Annotated in this window: 16 protein-coding genes and 1 pseudogene; 3 read left to right on the top strand and 14 right to left on the bottom strand. The window is 69.2% G+C overall.

All coding sequences use genetic code 11. The features are described 5' to 3' along the window. The first annotated feature begins 203 nt into the window (after positions 1–203). Positions 204–944 (top strand): MBL fold metallo-hydrolase, encoded by a 741-nt coding sequence (locus tag ACWD3C_RS01575; RefSeq protein WP_451138880.1) that lies wholly within the window; start codon positions 204–206, stop codon positions 942–944. Positions 945–988: 44 nt separating this feature from the next. After that, positions 989–1,798 (top strand): DUF3097 domain-containing protein, encoded by an 810-nt coding sequence (locus ACWD3C_RS01570; RefSeq protein ID WP_451138878.1) that lies wholly within the window; start codon positions 989–991, stop codon positions 1,796–1,798. A gap of 116 nt (positions 1,799–1,914) precedes the next feature. Here the strand turns inward: ACWD3C_RS01570 and hemW are convergent, their stop codons facing one another. From hemW to lepA, 4 genes are all read right to left on the bottom strand, one after another. Then, positions 1,915–3,147: a radical SAM family heme chaperone HemW gene (gene hemW, locus ACWD3C_RS01565; RefSeq protein ID WP_451138876.1), complete on the bottom strand. Its 1,233-nt coding sequence runs from the start codon at positions 3,145–3,147 to the stop codon at positions 1,915–1,917. 122 nt (positions 3,148–3,269) lie between these two features. Then, positions 3,270–5,363: a SpoIIE family protein phosphatase gene (locus ACWD3C_RS01560; RefSeq protein WP_451138874.1), complete on the bottom strand. Its 2,094-nt coding sequence runs from the start codon at positions 5,361–5,363 to the stop codon at positions 3,270–3,272. Positions 5,364–5,735: 372 nt separating this feature from the next. Then, positions 5,736–7,613 carry an AMP-dependent synthetase/ligase gene (locus ACWD3C_RS01555; RefSeq protein WP_451138872.1) on the bottom strand — a complete coding sequence of 626 codons (1,878 nt, stop codon included), beginning with the start codon at positions 7,611–7,613 and terminating at the stop codon, positions 5,736–5,738. A gap of 386 nt (positions 7,614–7,999) precedes the next feature. Next, complete coding sequence (gene lepA / locus ACWD3C_RS01550; protein WP_451138870.1) at positions 8,000–9,868, bottom strand: translation elongation factor 4; 1,869 nt, start codon at positions 9,866–9,868, stop codon at positions 8,000–8,002. A 234-nt stretch (positions 9,869–10,102) separates the two neighbouring features. Here lepA and rpsT point away from each other — a divergent pair, with 234 nt between their 5' ends. After that, positions 10,103–10,369: a 30S ribosomal protein S20 gene (rpsT, locus tag ACWD3C_RS01545; RefSeq protein ID WP_451138868.1), complete on the top strand. Its 267-nt coding sequence runs from the start codon at positions 10,103–10,105 to the stop codon at positions 10,367–10,369. Positions 10,370–10,749: 380 nt separating this feature from the next. Here rpsT and holA read toward each other — a convergent pair whose 3' ends face one another. The 10 genes and pseudogenes from holA to ACWD3C_RS01495 form a co-directional block, all read right to left on the bottom strand. Next, the gene (holA, locus tag ACWD3C_RS01540) at positions 10,750–11,745 is read right to left on the bottom strand and encodes a DNA polymerase III subunit delta (RefSeq protein ID WP_451138866.1); all 996 of its coding nucleotides are present in this window, start codon (positions 11,743–11,745) and stop codon (positions 10,750–10,752) included. A 91-nt stretch (positions 11,746–11,836) separates the two neighbouring features. Beyond that, on the bottom strand, positions 11,837–12,082 hold the full coding sequence (locus ACWD3C_RS01535) for a hypothetical protein (RefSeq protein WP_451138864.1): 246 nt from the start codon (positions 12,080–12,082) through the stop codon (positions 11,837–11,839). Between the two features lie 140 nt (positions 12,083–12,222). Continuing rightward, positions 12,223–13,032, bottom strand: a complete 810-nt coding sequence (locus ACWD3C_RS01530; protein ID WP_451138862.1) for an arylamine N-acetyltransferase family protein — start codon at positions 13,030–13,032, stop codon at positions 12,223–12,225. Positions 13,033–13,036: 4 nt separating this feature from the next. Next, positions 13,037–13,636 (bottom strand): annotated as a pseudogene (locus ACWD3C_RS01525) (ComEC/Rec2 family competence protein); the annotation flags it as partial. A gap of 219 nt (positions 13,637–13,855) precedes the next feature. After that, positions 13,856–14,605, bottom strand: coding sequence for a sigma factor-like helix-turn-helix DNA-binding protein (locus ACWD3C_RS01520; RefSeq protein ID WP_451138860.1), 750 nt, complete (start codon positions 14,603–14,605; stop codon positions 13,856–13,858). Positions 14,606–14,614: 9 nt separating this feature from the next. After that, complete coding sequence (locus tag ACWD3C_RS01515) at positions 14,615–14,848, bottom strand: hypothetical protein (protein WP_451138858.1); 234 nt, start codon at positions 14,846–14,848, stop codon at positions 14,615–14,617. 375 nt (positions 14,849–15,223) lie between these two features. Next, a complete protein-coding gene (locus ACWD3C_RS01510; protein ID WP_451138856.1) occupies positions 15,224–15,670 on the bottom strand; it encodes a hypothetical protein in 447 nt (148 codons plus the stop codon). Continuing rightward, the gene (locus tag ACWD3C_RS01505; RefSeq protein ID WP_451138854.1) at positions 15,667–17,769 is read right to left on the bottom strand and encodes an integrase; all 2,103 of its coding nucleotides are present in this window, start codon (positions 17,767–17,769) and stop codon (positions 15,667–15,669) included. Before ACWD3C_RS01505 ends, ACWD3C_RS01510 begins: the two co-directional genes overlap by 4 nt. Next, on the bottom strand, positions 17,766–19,703 hold the full coding sequence (locus tag ACWD3C_RS01500) for a hypothetical protein (protein WP_451138852.1): 1,938 nt from the start codon (positions 19,701–19,703) through the stop codon (positions 17,766–17,768). The genes ACWD3C_RS01505 and ACWD3C_RS01500 overlap by 4 nt, the downstream gene beginning before the upstream one ends. After that, a complete protein-coding gene (locus tag ACWD3C_RS01495; protein WP_451138850.1) occupies positions 19,703–21,166 on the bottom strand; it encodes a hypothetical protein in 1,464 nt (487 codons plus the stop codon). The genes ACWD3C_RS01500 and ACWD3C_RS01495 overlap by 1 nt, the downstream gene beginning before the upstream one ends. Between the last annotated feature and the right edge of the window lie 92 nt (positions 21,167–21,258).

Below are 21,258 nucleotides of genomic sequence, written 5' to 3'. Positions count from 1 at the left end.
CCCCGCCCAGTGTACGGCGGTGGGGTACGGCCCCGGCAAGGCCCGCCCCGCCTTGTCCATGCCGACGTGTACGGACGTGTCCTGCGATGTCGTAGCCGATGTCATGGCGGATGCCATGAAGCCGATGTCATGAGCTGGGTTGCGGCGCCTGTCATGGGCTGGGTTGCGGCGCCGCGACGAGGGTCTCCGGCTAGCGTCGGCGTATGACCGTGACTTGGGAAGAGGCGGGGTGGGAGAAACTCGCTCCGCACGTCGGGCGGTGCCGCCTCCCCGGCTGGGACTGCACGGCCGGGCTGGTCGTCGGCGGTGGCGGCCACGCGCTCATGATCGACGCGGGGTCGAGCCTGCGGGAGGGCGCCCGGTTGCGTACGGAGGCGTGCCGGCTTCCGGGCGGCGCCCGTGTGACACATCTCGCGCTCACCCATCCCCACTTCGACCACGTCTTCGGGGCGGCCGCCTTCGCGGGCGTGGAGGTCTTCGGCGCGGTCGGCCTGGACACGGTCCTCGTCCACGAACGCGAGGAGCTGCGCGCCGACGCCGTCCGCCACGGCCTGGCCGCCGGGGAGGCCGCCGAGGCCGCCGACCTGCTCGTACGCCCCCGCCATCACGTCTCCGGCGAGTGGACCCTCGACCTGGGAGGCGGCCTCCAGGTCCTGCTGGCCAACGTGGGCCCGGGCCACACGGGCCACGACCTGGCGGTGTTCGTACCGGCGACTGAGGCCTCCCCCGAGGTGGTCTTCTGCGGCGACCTGGTCGAGGAGTCCGGCGAACCCCAGGCGGGCCCCGACGCCGTACCGTCCCACTGGCCCGCCGCCCTGGACCGCCTGCTCGACCTGGGAGGCGAGGACGCCGTGTACGTGCCGGGCCACGGGGCGACGGTCGACGCGGCCTTCGTGCGGGCACAGCGGGACGCGCTGGCGCGCCGCTTCGGCGTGTCGCGCTGATGGCGTACGGGCTTCTCCTACCGTCATCTCCTATCGTCATCCGAATGCGCCAGTACTCCCCGGACCTGACCCCGCCCTGGAAGAAGCCCAAGCCCGTCCCGGAGGTCCCGGCGGAGCCGGGGCTCGTCGTCGAGGAGCCCACCACCGGCTTCTGCGGCGCCGTCATCCGCTGCGAGGCCGGCACGGTCACCCTGGAGGACCGCTTCGGCAAGCACCGTGTGTTCCCGATGGAGCCGCGGGGTTTCCTGCTGGAGGGCCGCGCGGTGACGCTCGTACGACCGTCGTCCGCCCCCGCGCGCCCCACCCGTACGGCCTCCGGTTCGGTCGCCGTCCCCGGCGCACGCGCGCGCGTGGCCCGCGCCGGACGCATCTACGTGGAGGGCCGCCACGACGCCGAACTCGTCGAAAGGGTCTGGGGCGACGACCTGCGGATCGAGGGCGTCGTCGTGGAGTACCTGGAGGGCATCGACGACCTCCCCTCGATCGTCGCCGACTTCGACCCGGGCCCGGACGCGCGCCTGGGCGTCCTGGTCGACCACCTGGTCCCGGGCACGAAGGAGTCCCGCATCGCCGCCTCGGTGACCAGCGAACACGCCCTGGTCGTCGGCCACCCGTACATCGACATCTGGGAGGCCGTGAAGCCGTCCTCGGTGGGCACCCCCGCGTGGCCGCGCGTGCCGCACGGGCAGGACTGGAAGACGGGGGTGTGCCGGGCCCTGGGCTGGCCGGAAAACACCGGTGAGGTGTGGCAGCGGCGGATTCTGGGGCGGGTGCGGTCTTACAGGGACTTGGAGCCGGAGCTGCTGGGGCGCGTGGAAGAGTTGATCGACTTCGTGACGGGTCCGGGATCCTGAGCCCGTCCGGCGATTGAGGACGAGCCCGAAGGGCGATCCGGGGGTGCCAGGGGGCGGAGTCCCCTGGTTTCGGGAAGGGCGGAGTCCCCTGGTTTCGGGAAGGGGTGGGGCAGGGGCTAATCCACCAGGTCCCGCACCACCGCGTCCGCCAGCAACCGCCCCCGCAGCGTCAGCACCGCGCGCCCCTCCTCGTACGGCCCGGCCTCCAGCAGCCCGTCCGACAGCGCCCGCCGCGAAGCCCCGAGCCCCTCCGGCCGTAGCAGCGACAGCGGACAGCCGTCCCGAAGCCGCAGCTCCAGCAGGACGCGCTCCACCCGCCGGTCCTCCTCGGACAGCAGCTCCCGCCCGGCCCCCGGAGTCCGCCCCGCCGCCAGCGCCGCCGCATACGCCCCCGGGTGCTTCACGTTCCACCACCGCACCCCACCGACATGGCTGTGGGCGCCGGGCCCCGCGCCCCACCAGTCGGCACCGCGCCAGTACAGCTCGTTGTGCAGGCAACGACCGGCCGTACTGGTCGCCCAGTTCGACACCTCGTACCAATCAAATCCAGCCGCCGACAGCACCTCGTCGGCGATCAGGTACCGGTCCGCGTGGACGTCGTCGTCCGTCATCGGCACCTCGCCCCGCCGGATACGGCGGGCCAGCTGCGTGCCCTCCTCGACGATCAGCGCGTACGCCGACACATGATCGGGCCCGGCGCCGAGCGCGGCGTCGAGGGAGGCCCGCCAGTCGTCGTCCGTCTCGCCCGGGGTGCCGTAGATCAAGTCCAGGTTCACGTGCTCGAAGCCCGCCGCCCGCGCCTCGGCGACGCACGCTTCGGGGCGCCCCGGCGTATGCGTACGGTCCAGGACCTTGAGCACGTGCTGCCGGGCGCTCTGCATGCCGAAGGAGACGCGGTTGAAGCCGCCGGCCCGCAGCTGTGACAGATACGCCGGATCAACCGACTCCGGATTCGCCTCCGTCGTCACCTCGGCGTCGTCCGCGAGCCCGAACTCGTCCCGGATCGCCCCCAGCATCCGTACGAGATCACCGGCGGCCAGCAGCGTGGGCGTACCGCCGCCGACGAAGACCGTGCGCACCGGGCGCGGGTCGTCGCCCAGCACCTTGCGGGCGAGGCGGACCTCCTCGATCAGGGTCTCGGCGTAGTTGTCACGGGAGGCAAGGACGCCGCCGGTGCCGCGCAGCTCGGTCGCGGTGTACGTGTTGAAGTCGCAGTAGCCGCAGCGGGTCGCGCAGTACGGAACGTGCAGGTAGAACCCGAGGGGACGCTCGGCCGACCCGGCCAGGGCGTGCGCGGGCAGCGACCCGTCGTCGGGGACGGGCTCACCGTCGGGGAGTGCGGAAGGCATGTCCTCCATTGTCCAGCACCGGCGCGCTCCTCTTACTCGTCCTGTCCTGTTCTCGTCCTGTCCTGTTCTCGTCCTGCCCTGTTCTCGTCCTGTCCTGTTCGTCCGGCCCTACTCATCCTGTCCTACTCGTACTGCGCCTGCTCGTACTGCGCCTGCAGGACCAGCAGTGCCAGGTCGTCCGCCGGTGGCCGTCCGCCGAAGTCGTGCACCAGCCTCCGGATGCGTGCGGCGATCCGCTGCGCGCTCAGGCCGGCGCAGTCGGCGAGGGCGGCCGCGAGCCCGTCCCCGTCGTCGAACATCCGGGGCCCGCAGCGCCGCTCCGTGATGCCGTCCGTCACGCAGAGCAGCGTGTCGCCGGGGCGCAGCTCGAAGGTCTCGGCGGCGTACGTGGCGTCCTCGATCACGCCGAGCAGGGTCTGCGGTTCGGCGGCGGTCCGTACGGTGCCGTCGGGGCGCAGGAGCAGCGGCAGCGGATGTCCGGCGGAGGCGAGGGTGCAGCGGACCCCGCCGTCGAAGGGTTCCAGCTCGCCGTAGAGGAGGGAGAGGAAGCGGTTCTGCGGGCCCTCGTCCGCGCCGAGCCCGGGTCCTCCGGCGGCCACCAGTGCGCGTGCCGCCGCGTCGGAGGCCTCGGTGGCGTCGTCGAGGAGGAGCTGGTTGAGGCGGTCGAGGACGTCGGCGACGTCGTACCCCTCGCGGGCGAGCAGTCGCAGCCAGGGCCGGGCGAGGCCGATGACGACGGCGGCCTCGGGGCCCTTGCCCTGCACGTCGCCCAGCGCGAAGCACCAGCGGCCGTGGCCCGCCGGGAACAGGTCGTAGAAGTCGCCGCTGGGCCCTCCCTTGTCGCACGGCTCGTGGACGAGGGCGCTGTGCAGGCCGGGGATCTCGGCGACCGCGCCGGGCAGCAGCCCGCGTTGCAGGATGCGGCTGATGGTGGCCTGGCGCGCGTACTGCCGGGCCGCGCCGATCGCGAGCGCCACCCGACGGCTGAGGTCCTCGACGAGCCCGGTGACCTCGTCGGGGAAGCGCTGCAGTCCGGCCCGGCCGATGACCAGGGTGCCGAGCGGGCGGCCACCCGCGATCAGCCGGTACGCGAGCGCCGTCCCGGTCGCCTCACTCGCCGCCTCCGGCTCCGCGTCCGCTTCCTCCCCGGGCCATGGCACGGGCACCGCCCGCGACCGCACCGATTCGGGCAGCCGGGGCGGGTTCTTCTCCAGGGCGCCCCGGAGCTCCTCGACGCGGTTCTCGCTGACGTGCCACACCCTGGCGAGCCGTGGCCCCGCGGGCAGCACGCCCTCGGAACCGCGCCAGCCCATGCCCTCGTCCTCCAGCCACACCGCGCACCAGTCGGCGAGGCGCGGCACCAGGAGCTGTCCGGCGAGCGCGGCGACGAGGTCCTCGTCGAGCTGTCCGGTGAGGAGGTCGGAGGCCTCGGCGAGGAAGGAGAGGGCGCCTCGGTTCAGCCACTCCCGGTCGCGCTCCATGCTCTGCTTCGGCGCGGGGGCGAGGAAGTCGGCGGTGTGTAACTCCCGCTCACCGGCGTACGCGCCGGGCCGCTCGTCCCTGCCGACGGCCGCGCTCCCGTCCACCGGCAGCCGGGCCCACACGGTCTTGATGCCCGTGCGGTACGTGATCCCCCATGCCTCGGAGAGCGTGGACACGAGCCGCAGGCCGCGCCCGTACTCCGGTGTTCCACAAGGTCGTTCGGTGTCGCGCGGCTGTTCGCCGTCCTCCTCCTCCCGTACCGCACGGGAGGGGTGACGGTCCGAGACCTCGACCACCAGCCACCCGGGCTCGTGGTTCTCGTGGCGCCCCCGGCCCTCGTAGCCCTCCTGGCCGTCCTGGCTCTCCTGGCCCTCGTGGTCGCGGTCCGCATGGCCGAGGTCGACACGATCAAGGTTCGCGTGATCGATCCGGCACACCACTTCGACATCCGTGCCCGCGTGCACCACCGCGTTGGTGACCAGCTCGCTGACCACCACCTGCACGTCCTCGGCGAGCCGTGCGACGACCGTTTCCGCACCGGGCAGCCCGAGTTCGGCCCACTCGGCGAGCGTGGCGCGGGCGAAGCGGCGGGCGGCGCCCGGCGCGAGCGGGCTGCCGGGGAGCGACACCCGTGCCACCGCACGCCGGTTCGCGCCCGCGTGCGCAGGCGTGGCGTACGCGGACGAATCAGGAGCTCGGGACAGAAACTCCCGCTGTGTCGGAATGGCCCCCACTGTGCGGCTCCCTGAGCAGTTCGGACGAATGGGCCTCAGGCGGCACGGACAGAGTGACAGACCGGCCACGCCCATAAGCACCGAGTTACCGAAGTGGGCCACCATGTGTGAGAACAGTGCTACGCAAGTGCTCGAAGTCGGTCACGAAGACGACAGGATTCGGACATCCGAGCTTCATCCCTTGCTCGCCGCGGTGCCGGCCGCCCGCCACGGCCGACTCGACGAGCGGCTCCCGGCGAGCACGGCCAGGGCCACTGGACGTCCCGCTGGACGTCCCGCGTCAACGACGTGAACCAGTCGCTCGACACGATCCGACACGGGTGGGTGGGCGCTGTAGCCCACCCACCCGTGTCCGCACGCCACGCCTCCCCGCTACGCCTCCCGCGTCCCCGCGTACATCTCGTCGATCAGGTGCTGATACTCCCGCTCGACCACCGGCCGCTTGAGCTTCAGGCTCGGGGTCAGTTCGCCGTGCTCCACGTCGAGGTCGCGGGGCAGGAGGCGGAACGTCTTGATGGTCTGCCAGCGCTGGAGGCCCTCGTTGAGGCGCTGGACGTAGCCGTCCATGAGCTCGACGGTGGCGGAGGCGGCGACGACATCCTCGTACGACTTGCCGCCGAGGTCGTTCTCCTTGGCCCAGCCGAGGATGGACGGTTCGTCGAGGGCGATGAGGGCGGTGCAGAAGTTGCGGTCGGCGCCGACGACCATGATGTTCGACGTGAACGGGCACAGGGCCTTGAACCGGCCCTCGATCTCCGTCGGGGCGATGTACTTGCCGCCGGAGGTCTTGAACAGGTCCTTCTTGCGGTCGGTGATGCGCAGGTAGCCGTCGGGCGACAGCTCGCCGATGTCGCCGGTGTGGAACCAGCCGTCGGCTTCGAGGACCTCGGCGGTCTTCTCGGGCAGCCCGTGGTAGCCCTCCATGATGCCGGGGCCGCGCAGCAGGACTTCGCCGTCGTCGGCGATGCGCACCTCGGTGCCGGGCAGCGGCTTGCCGACCGTGCCGGTGCGGTAGGCCTCACCGGGGTTGACGAAGGAGGCGGCGGAGGACTCGGTCAGGCCGTAGCCCTCCAGGATGTGGATGCCGGCGCCGGAGAAGAAGTAGCCGATCTCGGGGGCCAGGGCGACCGAGCCGGAGATGCAGGCGCGCAGGTTGCCGCCGAAGGCCTCGCGCAGCTTGGAGTAGACGAGGGCGTCGGCGACCTTGTGCTTGGCCGCGAGACCGAAGGGCGCGCTGCGGCTGCCGGTGCGCTGGAAGTTGTCCTGGGTGACCTTGGCGTATTCGCGGGCGACTCCGGCCGCCCACTGGAAGATCTTGTACTTGGCGGCGCCGCCCGCGCGGGCCTTGGCGGCGACACCGTTGTAGACCTTCTCGAAGATGCGGGGCACGGCCGCCATGTACGTCGGCTGCACGACCGGCAGATTCTCGATGATCTTGTCGACGCGGCCGTCGACGGCGGTGACGTGCCCGACCTCGATCTGCCCGGCCGTGAGCACCTTGCCCATGACGTGCGCGAGCGGCAGCCACAGGTACTGCACGTCCTCCGCACCGACCAGGCCGGTCGCGGCGATCGCCTTCCCCATGTACGCCCAGTTGTCGTGCGGGAGCCGGACGCCCTTGGGGCGGCCCGTGGTGCCCGAGGTGTAGATGAGGGTGGCGAGCTGGTCCTTGGTGATCGCACCGACCCTCTCCTTGATCAGGTCGGGGTTCTTCTCCAGGTACGCGGCGCCGCGCTTCTCCAGCTCGGCGAGCGAGAGGATCCAGTCCTCGGAGAGGTCCACGCCGGTGGGGTCGATGACGACGACGTGGGTGAGCTCGGGCAGGTCGGCCCGCTTCTCCGCGGTCTTGGCGACCTGCGCGGCGTCCTCCGCGACGAGGACCTTGCTGCCGGAGTCGGCGAGGATGAAGGCCGACTCGTCGGCGTTCGTCGACGGGTAGACGGTGGTGGTGGCGGCGCCCGCGCACATGATGCCGAGGTCGGCGAGGATCCACTCGATCCGGGTCGCGGAGGAGAGCGCGACGCGCTGCTCGGGCCGCACACCCAGTTCGATCAGGCCGGCCGCGATGGCGTAGACCCGCTCGGCGGTCTGCCCCCAGCTCAACGACTTCCAGTCGTCCGGGCCCTCACCCGATGCGGGCGGCACGGGGTAGCGGTAGGCCTCGGTGTCGGGCGTGGCCGCCACGCGTTCCAGGAAGAGGGCCGCCACGGACGGCGGACGGTTCTCGATCAGGGTCTGTGTGTCGCTCACGACATCCTCCGGGGCCCGCGACAGTGCGGCTGGCTCATTGCGGCTGTTGTTTAACTCGCGAGTAACCATCGAGTGGTGATCAGAGTAGAGCGCGGTTGGCCGGATCGTAAGGGGCGGCGAGCCGTCACTTTCCCCCGAGAACGACCACACGTATGACTGCGCATACGCAGGCGCGCACAAACGTACGGGCCCGCCGCGGCGAAACGCGACGGGCCCGCATTGTGCCCGAGTTTCCGGGGGCAACGGGGGTGCCCCACGGGGTTGACGGAGGTTGACGCCAGCCGGGCGTCGGCCGGGCGATGGGGCCGCGGTGGGCCCGGTGGTAGGCCTGGCGCTGTGCCCGGTGGTGGGCCCGGCGCTGTGCCCGGCAGTGGGCCTGGCGGTGGCTACTTCTTGCCCTTGCCCCCGCCTCCGCCGTCGTCGCTGGACAGCACGGCGATGAAGGCCTCCTGCGGAACTTCCACAGAGCCCACCATCTTCATCCGCTTCTTGCCTTCCTTCTGCTTCTCCAGCAGCTTCCGCTTACGGGAGATGTCACCGCCGTAACATTTGGCGAGGACGTCCTTGCGGATGGCGCGGATGGTCTCGCGCGCGATGACCCGGGAGCCGATGGCCGCCTGGACGGGCACCTCGAACGCCTGCCGCGGGATCAGCTCCCTCAGCTTGGCGACGAGCCGCACGCCGTACGCGTACGCCTGGTCCTTGTGCGTGATCGCCGAGAAGGCGTCCACCTTGTCGCCGTGCAGCAGGATGTCGACCTTCACCAGGGAGCTGTCCTGCTCGCCGGTGGGCTCGTAGTCGAGGGAGGCGTAGCCGCGGGTCTTGGACTTCAGCTGGTCGAAGAAGTCGAAGACGATCTCGGCGAGGGGCAGTGTGTAGCGGATCTCCACACGGTCCTCGGAGAGGTAGTCCATGCCCAGGAGCGTGCCCCGGCGGCTCTGGCACAGCTCCATGATCGAGCCGATGAACTCGGTGGGCGCGAGGATCGTGGCGCGTACGACCGGCTCGTACACCTCGTTGATCTTGCCTTCGGGGAACTCGCTCGGGTTGGTGACCGTGTGCTCGGTGCCGTCCTCCATCACCACGCGGTAGACCACGTTCGGCGCGGTGGCGATCAGGTCGAGCCCGAACTCGCGCTCCAGCCGCTCGCGGATGACGTCGAGGTGCAGCAGCCCGAGGAAACCGACGCGGAAGCCGAAGCCGAGAGCGGCCGAGGTCTCCGGCTCGTAGACGAGCGCGGCGTCGTTGAGCTGCAGCTTGTCGAGGGCGTCGCGCAGCTCGGGGTAGTCGGAGCCGTCCAGCGGATAGAGGCCCGAGAAGACCATGGGCTTCGGGTCCTTGTAGCCCCCCAGCGCCTCGGTGGCCCCCTTGCTCTGCTGGGTGATCGTGTCACCCACCTTGGACTGCCGGACGTCCTTGACCCCGGTGATGAGGTAACCGACCTCGCCCACGCCGAGCCCGTCCGCGGGCAGCATCTCCGGGGAGTTGGTGCCGATCTCCAGCAGCTCGTGGGTGGCGTTGGTGGACATCATCCGGATGCGCTCACGCTTGCTGAGCTGCCCGTCGATGACCCGGACGTAGGTCACGACCCCGCGATAGGAGTCGTACACGGAGTCGAAGATCATCGCGCGGGCGGGCGCGTCGGCGACACCGACGGGCGCCGGAACCTCGGCGACGACCTTGTCGAGCAGCTCCTCGACCCCCAGCCCGGTCTTGGCGGAGACCCTGAGCACGTCACCGGGCTCGCACCCGACGAGATTGGCGAGCTCCTCGGCGAACTTCTCGGGCTGGGCGGCCGGCAGGTCGATCTTGTTGAGTACGGGGATGATCGTGAGGTCGTTCTCCATCGCCAGGTAGAGGTTGGCGAGGGTCTGGGCCTCGATGCCCTGGGCTGCGTCGACGAGGAGGATGGTCCCCTCGCAGGCGGCGAGCGACCGCGAGACCTCATAGGTGAAGTCGACGTGCCCCGGGGTGTCGATCATGTTGAGGATGTGCGTCTTGCCGGGATCCCCGGTCGGGGCCCAGGGCAGGCGCACGGCCTGGGACTTGATCGTGATACCGCGCTCGCGCTCGATGTCCATGCGGTCGAGGTACTGAGCGCGCATCTGCCGCTGCTCGACCACACCGGTCAGCTGGAGCATCCGGTCGGCGAGCGTGGACTTGCCGTGGTCGATGTGCGCGATGATGCAGAAATTGCGGATCAGAGCCGGGTCGGTACGGCTCGGCTCGGGCACATGGCTAGGGATCGCGGGCACGCAGGGTCCTGATTCTTGAGGGCGTCCGCAGCCGTCTGCGGTCTCGGGTCGGAGCAATACGTAGGCTCCATGGTCCCATGCATACGGTGCTGCGACCGGTTTGGGCCACCCGGACGCCGCCTGGTAGCCTGAACAGCTGTGTCTCATGCCCTCTCGCAGGAGGCACATCTTCAAGAAATCACCGGCACGCGGGGCCCTGAGGTCCGGCGTGCCTGAACCTGAAAAGGCTCATTCGTGGCGAACATCAAGTCCCAGATCAAGCGGATCAAGACCAACGAGAAGGCTCGGCTGCGCAACAAGTCCGTCAAGTCCTCCCTGAAGACCGCGATCCGCAAGACCCGCGAGGCCACGGCCGCGGGTGACGTGGAGAAGGCGACCGTCGCCCTGCGCGAGGCCTCGCGCAAGCTCGACAAGGCCGTCTCCAAGGGCGTCATCCACAAGAACCAGGCTGCCAACAAGAAGTCGGCCCTGGCTGCCCAGGTCGCTTCCCTCAAGGGCTGAACCTCTCCTTTGATCTGACCGCCGGCTGGACCCAGAGCGGGCCCTCTCTCATCCGCTCCCACCCGGCACCCCGAACCTGTACGCGGCCTGCGTTCGCCACGCGGGTACAGGTTCACCAGCTCGACCCGGGCCCCGCCCGCCACCCTTCCCCAGGGCGGCGAGCGGGGCTTTTGGTGTGATCAATACCGACCTGCGCCCCGTCCCCGCCCCTTAAGGGGCGGGGGGAACTGCGCGACCAGCCACAAACAACCCGCACCCCCCAACCAACCCACACCACCCACCCCCTACCGGGCAAGCGGGGTCGAAGGGGCAGAGCCCCTGGAGGATGGGACGGGTAGGGGCGGCGGGGGCGAAACAAACCCCCCGGCACCCCGGCGGCCTCACCCCCGCCGCGCCCGCGCCGACCGCGCCGCCCGCGCAATCGTCACAACCGCCTTCTCCAACGCGTACTCAGGATCATCCCCCCCACCCTTCACCCCCGCATCGGCCTCCGCGACCGCCCGAAGGGCAACAGCAACCCCATCCGGCGTCCACCCCCGCATCTGCTGCCGCACCCGATCGATCTTCCACGGCGGCATCCCCAACTCACGCGCAAGATCAGCCGGCCGCCCCCCACGCGTAGACGACAACTTCCCAATGGCCCGCACCCCCTGAGCAAGCGCACTGGTGATCAACACAGGCGCGACCCCCGTGGACAACGACCACCGCAACGCCTCCAACGCCTCCGCGGCCCGCCCCTCAACCGCCCGATCGGCCACCTCGAAGCTGGACGCCTCGGCCCGCCCGGTGTAGTACCGCCCGACCACGGCCTCGTCGATCGTCCCCTCGACATCCGCGACCAACTGCGACACCGCAGACGCCAACTCCCGCAGATCACTCCCGATCGCGTCGACAAGCGCCTGACAGGCCTCCGGCGTGGCAGACCTCCCGAACGCCCGGAACTCCCCCCGCACGAACGCCAGCCGATCCGCCGGCCTCGTCATCTTGGGGCACGCCACCTCCCGCGCCCCCGCCTTGCGTGCCGCGTCCAGCAGCCCCTTCCCCCTGGCCCCGCCCGCATGCAGCAGCACGAGGATGATCTCCTCGGCGGGCGCCCCCAAATACGCCTTCACGTCCTTGACCGTGTCGGCCGACAGATCCTGCGCATTGCGTACCACCACGACCTTGCGCTCCGCGAAGAGCGACGGACTCGTCAGCTCGGCGAGCGTGCCGGGCTGCAACTGGTCCGAGGTCAGGTCACGTACGTCCGTGTCGGCGTCGGCGGCCTTGGCGGCGGCCACCACCTCCTGCACGGCACGGTCGAGCAGAAGGTCCTCCTGGCCCACGGCGAGCGTGACGGGGGCGAGAGGGTCGTCGTTTGCAGTCTTCCTGGCCATCCCTCACAGCATCCCACGCACCACTGACAACGCGGCCCTGCCACCGCGAGCCCCCACAGTGACGACAGCCGGGGGGAAACGAGCCCTCTCCCTACGGCTCCTCCCGCCAGCCGTCCCACTCCCCCGCGAACTCGTCCAACTCCGCGGGATCGAACCGCTCCTCCTCGTCACGCAGAACCACCAGCCACTGCGCGTCCTCGGCATCGTCCTCGCCGGCCAGGGCGTCCCGCACGAGCCGCGGCTCCTCGGCAACCCCGAACCGCTCACCGAGCGCCTCCGCCACCTCCTCCGCGGCATCACGGTCGGGCAGCACCAGCACATGTCTCACATCACTCACGCGGCCATTTTCCGATACGCCCACCACGACCGGTGCCGGAGGCGAGTGCGGCCCACCGAATGCGAATGACGAACCAACGACGAACCTTCGGGGGGCCTCCCCCTCCCCCTCCCCCTCCCGCCCCTCCCACCCCACCCCCCTCAGCCCTCCCGCACCTCCGGCACCCCCTCCAGCTCGATCCCGAACCGCTCCCGGTACACCCCGAGCACCTCCTCGTCCGTCCCCAGCTCCGACACGTCCCGTCGGCCGTCCACGGACGTGACCGTGAACCGGCGGCCGCTGAGCGTGATCCGTCCTCCGTCCTCCGTCACCCGGGAGCAGACGAGCGAGCGCGTGAAGTGCGACTCCGGTGACGTGCTGTGCCACCAGGCGCCGGCCACGAAGTCGGCGAGCTCCCGCGGCCGTACCTCCAGCCGGTACTGGGGTCTGCCGTCCCGCAGCACGTCCAGGTCCCCGAACCCGCGCGCCCCACCCTCGCGCTCCGCCGCCTCGACCACCCGGAACGTGCCGCCCGGGTCCTCCTGCTCACCCCTCGACCCGAAGGCCAGCGGGCCGTGGCTGTGCGCCCCGAACCCGACGTCGGCCAGCCAGTCGCCCCCGTCCACCGTCCGCACCAGCAGCGCGAGATGGTCGTACGGAATCCCGAGCCGCCCCTTCTCGCCGTACACGCGCGCCGCGAGCAGCGTCACGTCGAAGCCCAGTGTTGCGAGCAACGCCCCGAATGCCCCGTTCAGTTCGTAGCAGAAGCCGCCTCTGCGGGCGCCGACCACCTTGTCGAACAGCCGCTTCTCGTCCAGCACGATCTCCTCTCCGAGGTGGATGGACAGGTTCTCGAACGGCACGGTCCGCAGATGGCGCAGGTGCAGTTCGCGCAGTACGTCGAGGGTGGGCCACGCGGGGTGCCCGGCCCTGATACGACGGAGGTAGGCGTCGGCCTGTGCGGAGTTCATGGTTTCAGTCTCGCGCCACTCGCAGCCCGTTCGCCGTACCCGCGACGGCGATCGCCCCGTCCTCGTCCGTACGCAGCACCATCGCGCCCCCGGACCGCAGCGCCGCGACCGTACTCGGCGCCGGATGCCCGTACGAGTTGTCCGCACCGACCGAGATGAGCGCCAGCTTCGGGGCCACCGCACGTATGAGGTCCGGATCCTGATACGCCGACCCGTGATGCGCGACCTTCAACACGTCCACGCCTCCCAGCTCCGCCGCCGCCGGGGATCTCAACAGCGCCCGTTGGCCCGGGGGTTCCAGGTCCCCGAGCAACAGCAGGCTCAGCCCGCCGGACCGTACGAGCATGGTCACGCTGGCGTCGTTCGGCCCCTCGGGCGCGGGGGCGGTGCTCGGCGGCGGCCACAGCACCCGCCATGCCAGGTCTCCCGTACGCCGCTCCTCCCCCGCCACGGCCCGCGTCACCGGGATGCGCCGGGCCGCCGCCTGTCTCCGTACGAACTCGGCCTGGTCCATCGGCTCCTCGAACCCCGTTGTCTCGATCGCCCCCACCGAACGTCCGCGCAGTACGCCTGGCAGCCCCGCCACGTGGTCGGCGTGGGAGTGTTCTTCGCTTTCGGCATGTCTCATGAGACATGCCGCCCGGCGCCAGGCGCGCGATTGACCTGGAAGTTGGTGGCATTGGCGAGAGCCGTGGCGTCGGATTGGGCTAATGGTGGCTGAGACGTCTCAGACGAGCATGCCGGGTCGCAACGAGGACTCAAGTTCCATCCGACTGCACCCGGCGCCCAGGGTGCGGACCGACATGCCCGGAGGGGGGCTCGCCTATCGCCCTGAACGGCCAATTTGTGCGTCGGCGTATCGGCGACGCAGTCGGTTGAGGCGCCCCTCGACAGCCTTTTCAGTGATGCCAAGCTGTCCTGCGATGGCCTGGTTCGTATAGCCGGCAGCCCTCATGGCCAGCATCTTCCGAACGTCGGTCGGCAGGGTCCCGACGATCCGCCGCACCTCGTCGCGGTCTTCGGCGATCGCTGCCGGACCGCGCTGACGGCTCTCAACATCAAATGTCCCGGACAGGTCCAGAGGTTCCTCCGAAAATGACCTGGACCTCCGCGCATCCCAACTCCGGTAAATGTTAGGGAAGTCCAGAATCAGCGCGCCGGTGAAGTAGGTCGTCAATTGGCTTCGCTCCGGCTGCCAATCCCCGTTCGCCAGCCGATCACGGAACTTTGGTAGTGCAGCCAGGACGGTGTCGATGGCAAGCTCGGACCGCAGGTCGAGGTCAGACCGGAGAACTTCCAAGACGTCGGGTGTGACCTTTAGTGCGCGGCCTCGCTTAGCACACTCGTAGAAGATTGCGCCGCTGAAGATCCAACTGCTGAGCACCCTCCACCCGTACTCCATCAGGCGGCTGGTGAACTCGTCCCATCGCGGGCCCCTGAAGCCGTCCGCAGCCAGAGCTCTCACGAGGGCGGCATCCGCCGCCGCCCTGCTGACCGTTTCAGGGGTGCCCGAGGTTGCCGAAGACACGTTGGTGCCTTCGGCAACCTCGGAGGTGATGCCGCGCTGACGCACCGCCCTGAGCTAGCGCTCGCTGTGGAAGAGCGCGACCAGCAGGCTGAGGGCCTGGAGGACCAGTTCGGGGGTGACGTAGCCGTATCCAAGCAGCGGGATGATCAGGATCACGATCCAGATCTTGGCCTGCTGATCACCGACGGCGTGACCGTGGCCCTGGTGGCCATCGATGGCCCTGCTGTCGGCCCGGCGACTCATTTCGCCCCAGGGCTCATCGCCCCAGGCCGCGACGTATGCAGACATACGTCTCCTTAACTATCTCGCGCTGTTGCGGAAGGGCTCCAGCTCCGGCATGAACGAGGCACGCTCCCGCACCGACCGTGCGGCCGGTGATGAAAGCGTGACTGAGCGCGAAGGGCCAGCGCAGGCGAATGACCAGAGTGTGGTCCGCGTCACGCAGGCATGAGTAATAGGGGTCCGCCGGTTCTCTTTGCCGGAGCTCGGCGGACCCCTCAGCGCGAGAGACCCCACGTTCATGAGGAAGCTCGACTAGCCAAGTCATAGGTGCAATAGACGGGCCCTCCCCTCGCGAACGTGACACACATCACATGCGCCATGTCTTCGTGTTCATTCTTGGCAGCTGCCAAGGATTCATCTGGATGAGTTCCGGCTTGCCGCTTAGCGGCGTGAGCGCGGGCCCCGGGGGCGAATGGGTGTCACGGCTGTCGAGGAACCTCTGTTGAGCTGCTGCCGCAGGGCCTCGTTGTCATGGAAAAGTGCGGCGATCGCTGTGTGGGCGGCCTTGAGCTTCTTCTCCAGGAGCGTGCATTCCTGGGTCTTCGTGGTCAGACGCTTCTTGAGGTCGGCGATGGTCGCGTCGCGTTTGGCCTCGCCGGGGGTGGCCTTGCCGTGGGCGGCAAGGTGCGCGTCCCATTCGGCCAGGATCGCGTGTGCTCGGTTCATGGTCGCGCGGCTGACCTGGGCCTCTTTGTAGAGGTTCTCCTTCGTGAGGCGGCCGTCGGTCCGCTGCGGACGTCCTTCGAAGAGGCGGGTCATCGCAGCCCGCAGGGCGGCGGCGGTCTTGGGACTGACTTGGTCTTCGGGGGTGTCGGTGGGGTGGGTCACTGGGGCTGGCCTGCCAGGGTGAGCACGTTGCGAGTGATCTCCAGTTCGCGTTCGGCGAGGTCTCTGCGGCAGGCGGGTGTGGCGGGGCTGTTGATGATCTGGAGCTGTTTGCGCTGGTGGGAGTCGTAGATCGGTAGGTGTTCGGGGCCGATCATGCTGTTGGCGCATCGGTCCGGCCGGCATCGTTCGTCGAGGGGGCCGGTGTGTCCTTCAGGGACGATCGCGTTCTCCAGGCAGACGGCGCCGACTGGGTTGGTGTGGTCAGCGGTGCAGTTGTTGAGCATGCCGAAGCGGATGTGGATCCTGGTCGTTCCCAGGAGGGCCTCGGCGGTGCGGGCGTCGCCGTTGCGGGCCTTGACAGTCGCGGCGATCTGGTCGAAGGCGTCCTTGACGCGTTCGGCGCCGGGCCCGAATCCGATCTCCTCGCCTTCGGCATGACGGTGGTAGAGCTCTTTGATCTTGCGGAACTTGACGTTGTCCAGAGCGCCTTCGAGGTATTTGACCCACTCGGCGTCGGAGGCGGCGTAACTCTGGGTGGTGGCGTTGGCGAGGGCCCGTGCGGCGATGTGCTTGAGCTGGATGCCGCTGGCGATCTCGGAGCCGGGGAACTGGTCGGTGAGCATGGCCATCGTGCGGCGGAACATGTGGGGCCGGATGTAGGTGGTGGGGATCTCGTCGAGCCCGGTCCTGGCTCGGTTGGCGTTCGCGAAGGCCACGAACGCGGCCAGCATCCTGACTCCGAGGGTGGCGCCGTCCTGCTTGCTGGCGGTGACTGGGGAGAAGATGCGTTCGGGGTGTAGGGAGATCGCTTCGGCGACTGCGAGTGCCTCAACGACGGGTTCGGCAATCCACCAGTGCTTGCCGGGGCGCTGGGTGGTGCCCTTGATCTTGGTGGAGGCGATCGCGGGGGTGCTGTAGTGCTCGACGACGGGCTCCCGCAAGATCTCGTGAATCTCCGAATCGCGCATCATGGACAGGCCCACGACCAGTACGAATGCGGCATCTCGCAGTACCGTTTTGAGGTCGGTCAGGGCCCGGCGTTCGATGCCGGGGTGCCATCCTCCGGTGCTGCCGTCCGGCCGAGCGACCTGGTGGAGCTCCCCGGTCAGGGCATGGGTTGTGATCTGCCCCTCGGCCGCCGCGTCCAGGACGAGGTCGCGTCGTCGCTTCGATGCCGGTGAGCCTGGAGAAAAGGCATTCGAGCGGGTGGACGCGTCGAAGCCCAGGAGAAGTAGCAGCAGGTTCCAATTCACCTGCGGGGTCTGGTCCTTCGATGCTGCGGGATGGACCGGGATCTTGTTTTGAGGGTCCGCGAGCCACTCCTCAAGTCGTGCGTCGATGCCGAGCACGGAGGGACTCGCGACGGCCAGGAGCTCGCTGATGCGACGGTCAGCGCGCAGGACGTCGGGGGCGAAGTCGTGGATGTAGGCCCAGGCAGCTCTGATCAGCGGGAACCAGGTCTGTGGGGGAACAGCGGGGGTGGAGATCTTCCCCGTCCGGTCCCGGATGTCGCGGGCGACGTTGCGGGCACTCTGGCCCGGCCACGGATCTCCGGCGGGCCAGGGCAGACTGAGGGCCGGCTCCGCCGCCGCCAGGCTCTTGAGGGTACCCACGTGGCTTCTGACCGTTCCCGAGACGGTGCCTGCGGCGGCCAGATCGGTGATGCGTTGCCGCAGGTCCTCCACCGTCCATGCGTCGGGGTGAGCCGGAAGCCCGCTCTCACGGCCCCAACGCGCTGCCGTCCGAAGGCGCGAGGCGATGTGGGTCAGCGTTCGCGGGTCGCCAGCCCTTTCCAGGACGACGCCGCTCTTGAGGACCTGGGGGTGCCGCGGGTTGAAGGCGAACATGATGAACTCACGAGCCAGCAGATTCCAGTACGGGTCCTCCAGCTCCAGGCTGAACATGACCTTCCAGCCACTGGCGGAGATGTTGGCGGGCCGCTTGAGAACCCCGTTGAAGTCCCAGCAGCCCGTGTCGCCGAACCGGGGGACGTAGGCGCCGGGCTCGCGAGCCTGGGGCAGCAGCGAGCGGCCGGCGACGACGGGTTCGTCGTCCTGGAACAAGGACGGGTGTCGTTGCTGGGGCAGTGTGATGATCATGCGTCGAACTCCGTGTTAGCGGCCAGTGGCAGGTCCAGGACGGCCTGGCCGGCTTCGATGTGCTTGAGGGCCAGGGCGGTGTCCTCGGGTGTGCGGTCCTTCAGGACAGCTCGGAGGTTCACCCAGCTCTGGCCCCATAGCCGGGCGAAGACGGGCGGAGTCAGGACCGTACGAAGTTTTTCCAAGTGCCGCTGGAAGAGGAGAAGTTGGGGCAGGTTGGAGGGCAGGATCCAGGCATTGCGGCACTCCAAGCAGCGCAGCGGTGCGACGGCGCAGAGTTCGCCGGGGCGGCTGTAGGGCCCCTGGTAGGGGTTCTTGCAGTGGGAGACGCCCATGTCGAGCTGGCCGGACATGATGCCCTCGGCCTCCTCGGAGGACAAACCGGTGTCCTTGAGCAGGTCGTGGTCGACGGCCGCGGCGACGTCCGGGACGACGGTGGGGCCGTCGACGCGGTCGAGTGCCTTGTCGAACCAGTGCTGCTGAGCCGTAGTGATCGTCCGGCCGGACAGGATCCGAAGGGTGGTGCCCTGTGCGTAATGGCCGGCGAAGGCTTCCTCGGTGTGATCGTCCGCCGCGTCGCTGATGCGGCCTTCGGTCACGATGGCCTTCTCGACCTTGACCGATTTCCGCAGGCGGCCGATGTTCCGGTCGCCCTTGATCTCGATGCCCATGGCGTCCAGCCAGCAGCCGAACGACCTCCGGGACTGGGGATCCCACTTGCCGAACTCAGGGGTGAAGCTGGGCGAGACGGCGCCGGTGACGAAGAGCGTGTCGGTGACGTGCGGTGCCTTGGCGCGGACCCTGGCGGTGGTTTCCAGGAACTGACGGACCACCGCGCTGGCCTCGCGCCGCGGCCAGTCCACGGTGATCTGGTCGTCACTCGCGCTCTGCGGCTCCGGCCCGTCGGTAAGTGCGGGCTGGTCTCGAAAGGCCCTGTGCCGCAGCAGTCCGGCCCTGTTCTTGAGGAGGGTGAGACGGACTCCCTTCGGCAGGAACTCCACCTGTTTCTCGCCGAACCCGGTGACCTCTTCCGAGGTGTAGCCGGTCGCGTCCATCAGCAGGACGCGGAAGGCATGCAGGTCCATGGTGTGCGGATACAACCTCGCGAACAGCTGTCTCACCAGCTGCTGTCGCGCCGACTGCGGAACGAGGGTCCTGCCGGGGGCGGCGGCGAACTCCTTCAGTTCCGGTGGCCACTCGCGGGACGGAGGTATGTGACGGCGGATGTCGTCGGGGGTGATCTGCTCGTGGGCCAGTCCGAAGAGCAGGTCAGCGATGCTGGTCCAGCTGCCCGCGTCGGGATGCTGTCCTTGTTCGGCAAGAGCCCAGCCCTCGTCGAGGCGCTTGCGGGTGGCGTGGACGCTCTGCCAGGCGGCACGGACCAGGGCCCGCTTCTCCGGCCGGGTGAACTCGTCCCGTTCCGTCTTCTCGCCGCTGGCGAGGAGTGCGGGCCCGCGGGCCCACCTGGCCAGGTCCGGCGCAACATCACGATCGGAGTGGTCGTCGCGACGCACGACCAGCAGCCGCAGTCCAGCGGCCATCACCGAGGGGTAGGTCGAGCTGGGAGCGTAGGTCTCGGGCAGGGACAGTTCCCAGTTGATCAGCAGGTCAAAGAGTCCCTGATCCGTCAAGCTCACCGCCTCTGCCTCCGGCCCCAGCTCCTTGTCGACGTACTCGCAGAGCCGGTTGATCGCCATGTGATAGGTCCTCGCGTGGGACGTGATGGCGGTGGCGGCCACGTACTCCACCCACTCGTCCGCCAGTTGCATGGCCAGTCGTGTGCAGCGGAAGCCTGACGGGTCCACTGCCAACAGCTCTCTGGGGATGCTGATCACTCGGGGGCCGATGCCCCCTGGCGTGACGGGATTCGCCAGTGCCATGAGCAGGCGTTCGCGTTCCTGCTTGTTCCGATACTTCCGGCGGGGCTTCGGCATCAGCGAGCGCCCTTCGTGCTGGCCAGGGCGTGGGAGGCGATCTCGGCGTAGGTCGCCTCGTCGTCGCCGACCCAGCTGGAGAACGCGGCCTCGAACTCGTTGATCAGGTCGTCCGTGTACTGGAGGTACTGGTAGGTGGTCTCTGGGTTGGAGTGACCGAGCCGACGGCTGACGATCAGCAGCGGATTGTGCCGGATATGCCCGGTCAAGTAGGAGCGGTGTCGATGGCGGCGAGCCTGCATGTCCGGCTCCTCGCCGTCCATGGCGTTCTCCAGATAGGTCAGCAGCTGCAGAGCGTACGTATGTCTCAGGTCGTGCCATCTCCACCGCCGGGTGGGCAGGTGCGGGGTGGTCCGGTCGGCGAGCTCGGTCATGCGCGTCCATGCCCGGTGGCGGTAGCTCTTCCAGGCGTCCGCCCCCGGCATCAGCCCACCGCGGCAGACGAACAAGGACAGCGCCTCCAGGCCGAACTCGCCCTCGTGGACAGTGATCCGCCGCAGCTTGGCGGGCATGGCGGACATCTGGAACTCGCGCACGACGCCGTCCAGGATGCCCCGCACCCTCCCGCCGGCGACGTCGACCTCACCGACAACGAACAGGTCGCGGGCCTTGCGCTCCAGGCCTCGGGCGGCCCTGCGGACGATGTCCGGACGCTCCAGGAGGCAGAACAGGTCTGCGGAGGCGACCGCGTCCTCGGGGACGTAGATGGTGCGGGCTTTGCCGTACTTCGCGCAGGCCTGAACCGTGTACTCCACGGCCCCGCCCGGCATCCCGGGCCACAGCCCCATCTCGGGAAGCAGCACCGTCGACCATTCCCGCCACCGGCCCCCTGTGCCCAGGGCCAGATCGGAACCGGTCCGGCCACGCAGCGGTGACCATCCGCGAAAGCGCTGGTCAACCGTGGCGTCGGGCAGCTGTCCTCCCAGTCCCACGTCCCGGAAGTACCGGTACTGTTCGAAGTTCAGATGTCGGATGTCCATGCTGGACCGGACCTGCGGCGCCAGCGCGTTGCGTCCTCGTGCCGCTACCCGCGCCGGCCGGTGCGTCAAGATCTTGCGGTCGACGAGGAACCTGTAGAGGTCGTCCTGGACGAACGACTCCTTGCCCCACGCCGACCAGCCGATCGGCTTCTTCTGCCACCGGGTCCGCTGGTCTCGGTAGGAAACGAGATCCGATTCCACTGCCGACAACACGTCACTGCCCAGGCCAACGAGGTGGTCATCCAGGCGGCCGACCGCCCGCCCGTAGTCCTTCAGCGTCGTCTCGTCCAACAACGCCGTCGACAAGTACCTGCCGTACTCGCACAAGGGCGGCACCGGCATCTGCGTCTCCTCGTCGAGGAACACTGGCGTCCCGTCGAGCACACCCCGCCGCTTCAGCAATGCGTCCACCTCCGCCGCGGAGATGACGTCACTGTCCAGGAACCTTTCCAGCAGCCCGGACTGCACAAAAGCAAGATCCACTCTGGCTCCTCCCCAGGGGCCCGGAGAGGAACTCCCGTCGGCTCACCTGTCTCGTACCGCCACAACGGATCGAGACTGAACCACAGATCTCA

Source organism: Streptomyces sp. NPDC002845 (assembly GCF_053591955.1).
The sequence above is the reverse complement of the archived record's forward strand: the minus strand, read 5'-3'. Positions and strand labels throughout refer to the sequence as shown.

What these genes read in the sequence shown, in the direction of transcription:
- ACWD3C_RS01575 (WP_451138880.1), top strand. Translation starts at nt 204, where the DNA reads ATGACCGTGACTTGGGAAGAGGCGGGGTGGGAGAAACTCGCTCCGCAC.
- ACWD3C_RS01570 (WP_451138878.1), top strand. Translation starts at nt 989, where the DNA reads ATGCGCCAGTACTCCCCGGACCTGACCCCGCCCTGGAAGAAGCCCAAG.
- hemW (WP_451138876.1), bottom strand. Translation starts at nt 3,147, where the DNA reads ATGCCTTCCGCACTCCCCGACGGTGAGCCCGTCCCCGACGACGGGTCG.
- holA (WP_451138866.1), bottom strand. Translation starts at nt 11,745, where the DNA reads ATGGCCAGGAAGACTGCAAACGACGACCCTCTCGCCCCCGTCACGCTC.
- ACWD3C_RS01530 (WP_451138862.1), bottom strand. Translation starts at nt 13,032, where the DNA reads ATGAACTCCGCACAGGCCGACGCCTACCTCCGTCGTATCAGGGCCGGG.
- ACWD3C_RS01515 (WP_451138858.1), bottom strand. Translation starts at nt 14,848, where the DNA reads ATGTCTGCATACGTCGCGGCCTGGGGCGATGAGCCCTGGGGCGAAATG.
- ACWD3C_RS01505 (WP_451138854.1), bottom strand. Translation starts at nt 17,769, where the DNA reads ATGATCATCACACTGCCCCAGCAACGACACCCGTCCTTGTTCCAGGAC.
- ACWD3C_RS01500 (WP_451138852.1), bottom strand. Translation starts at nt 19,703, where the DNA reads ATGCCGAAGCCCCGCCGGAAGTATCGGAACAAGCAGGAACGCGAACGC.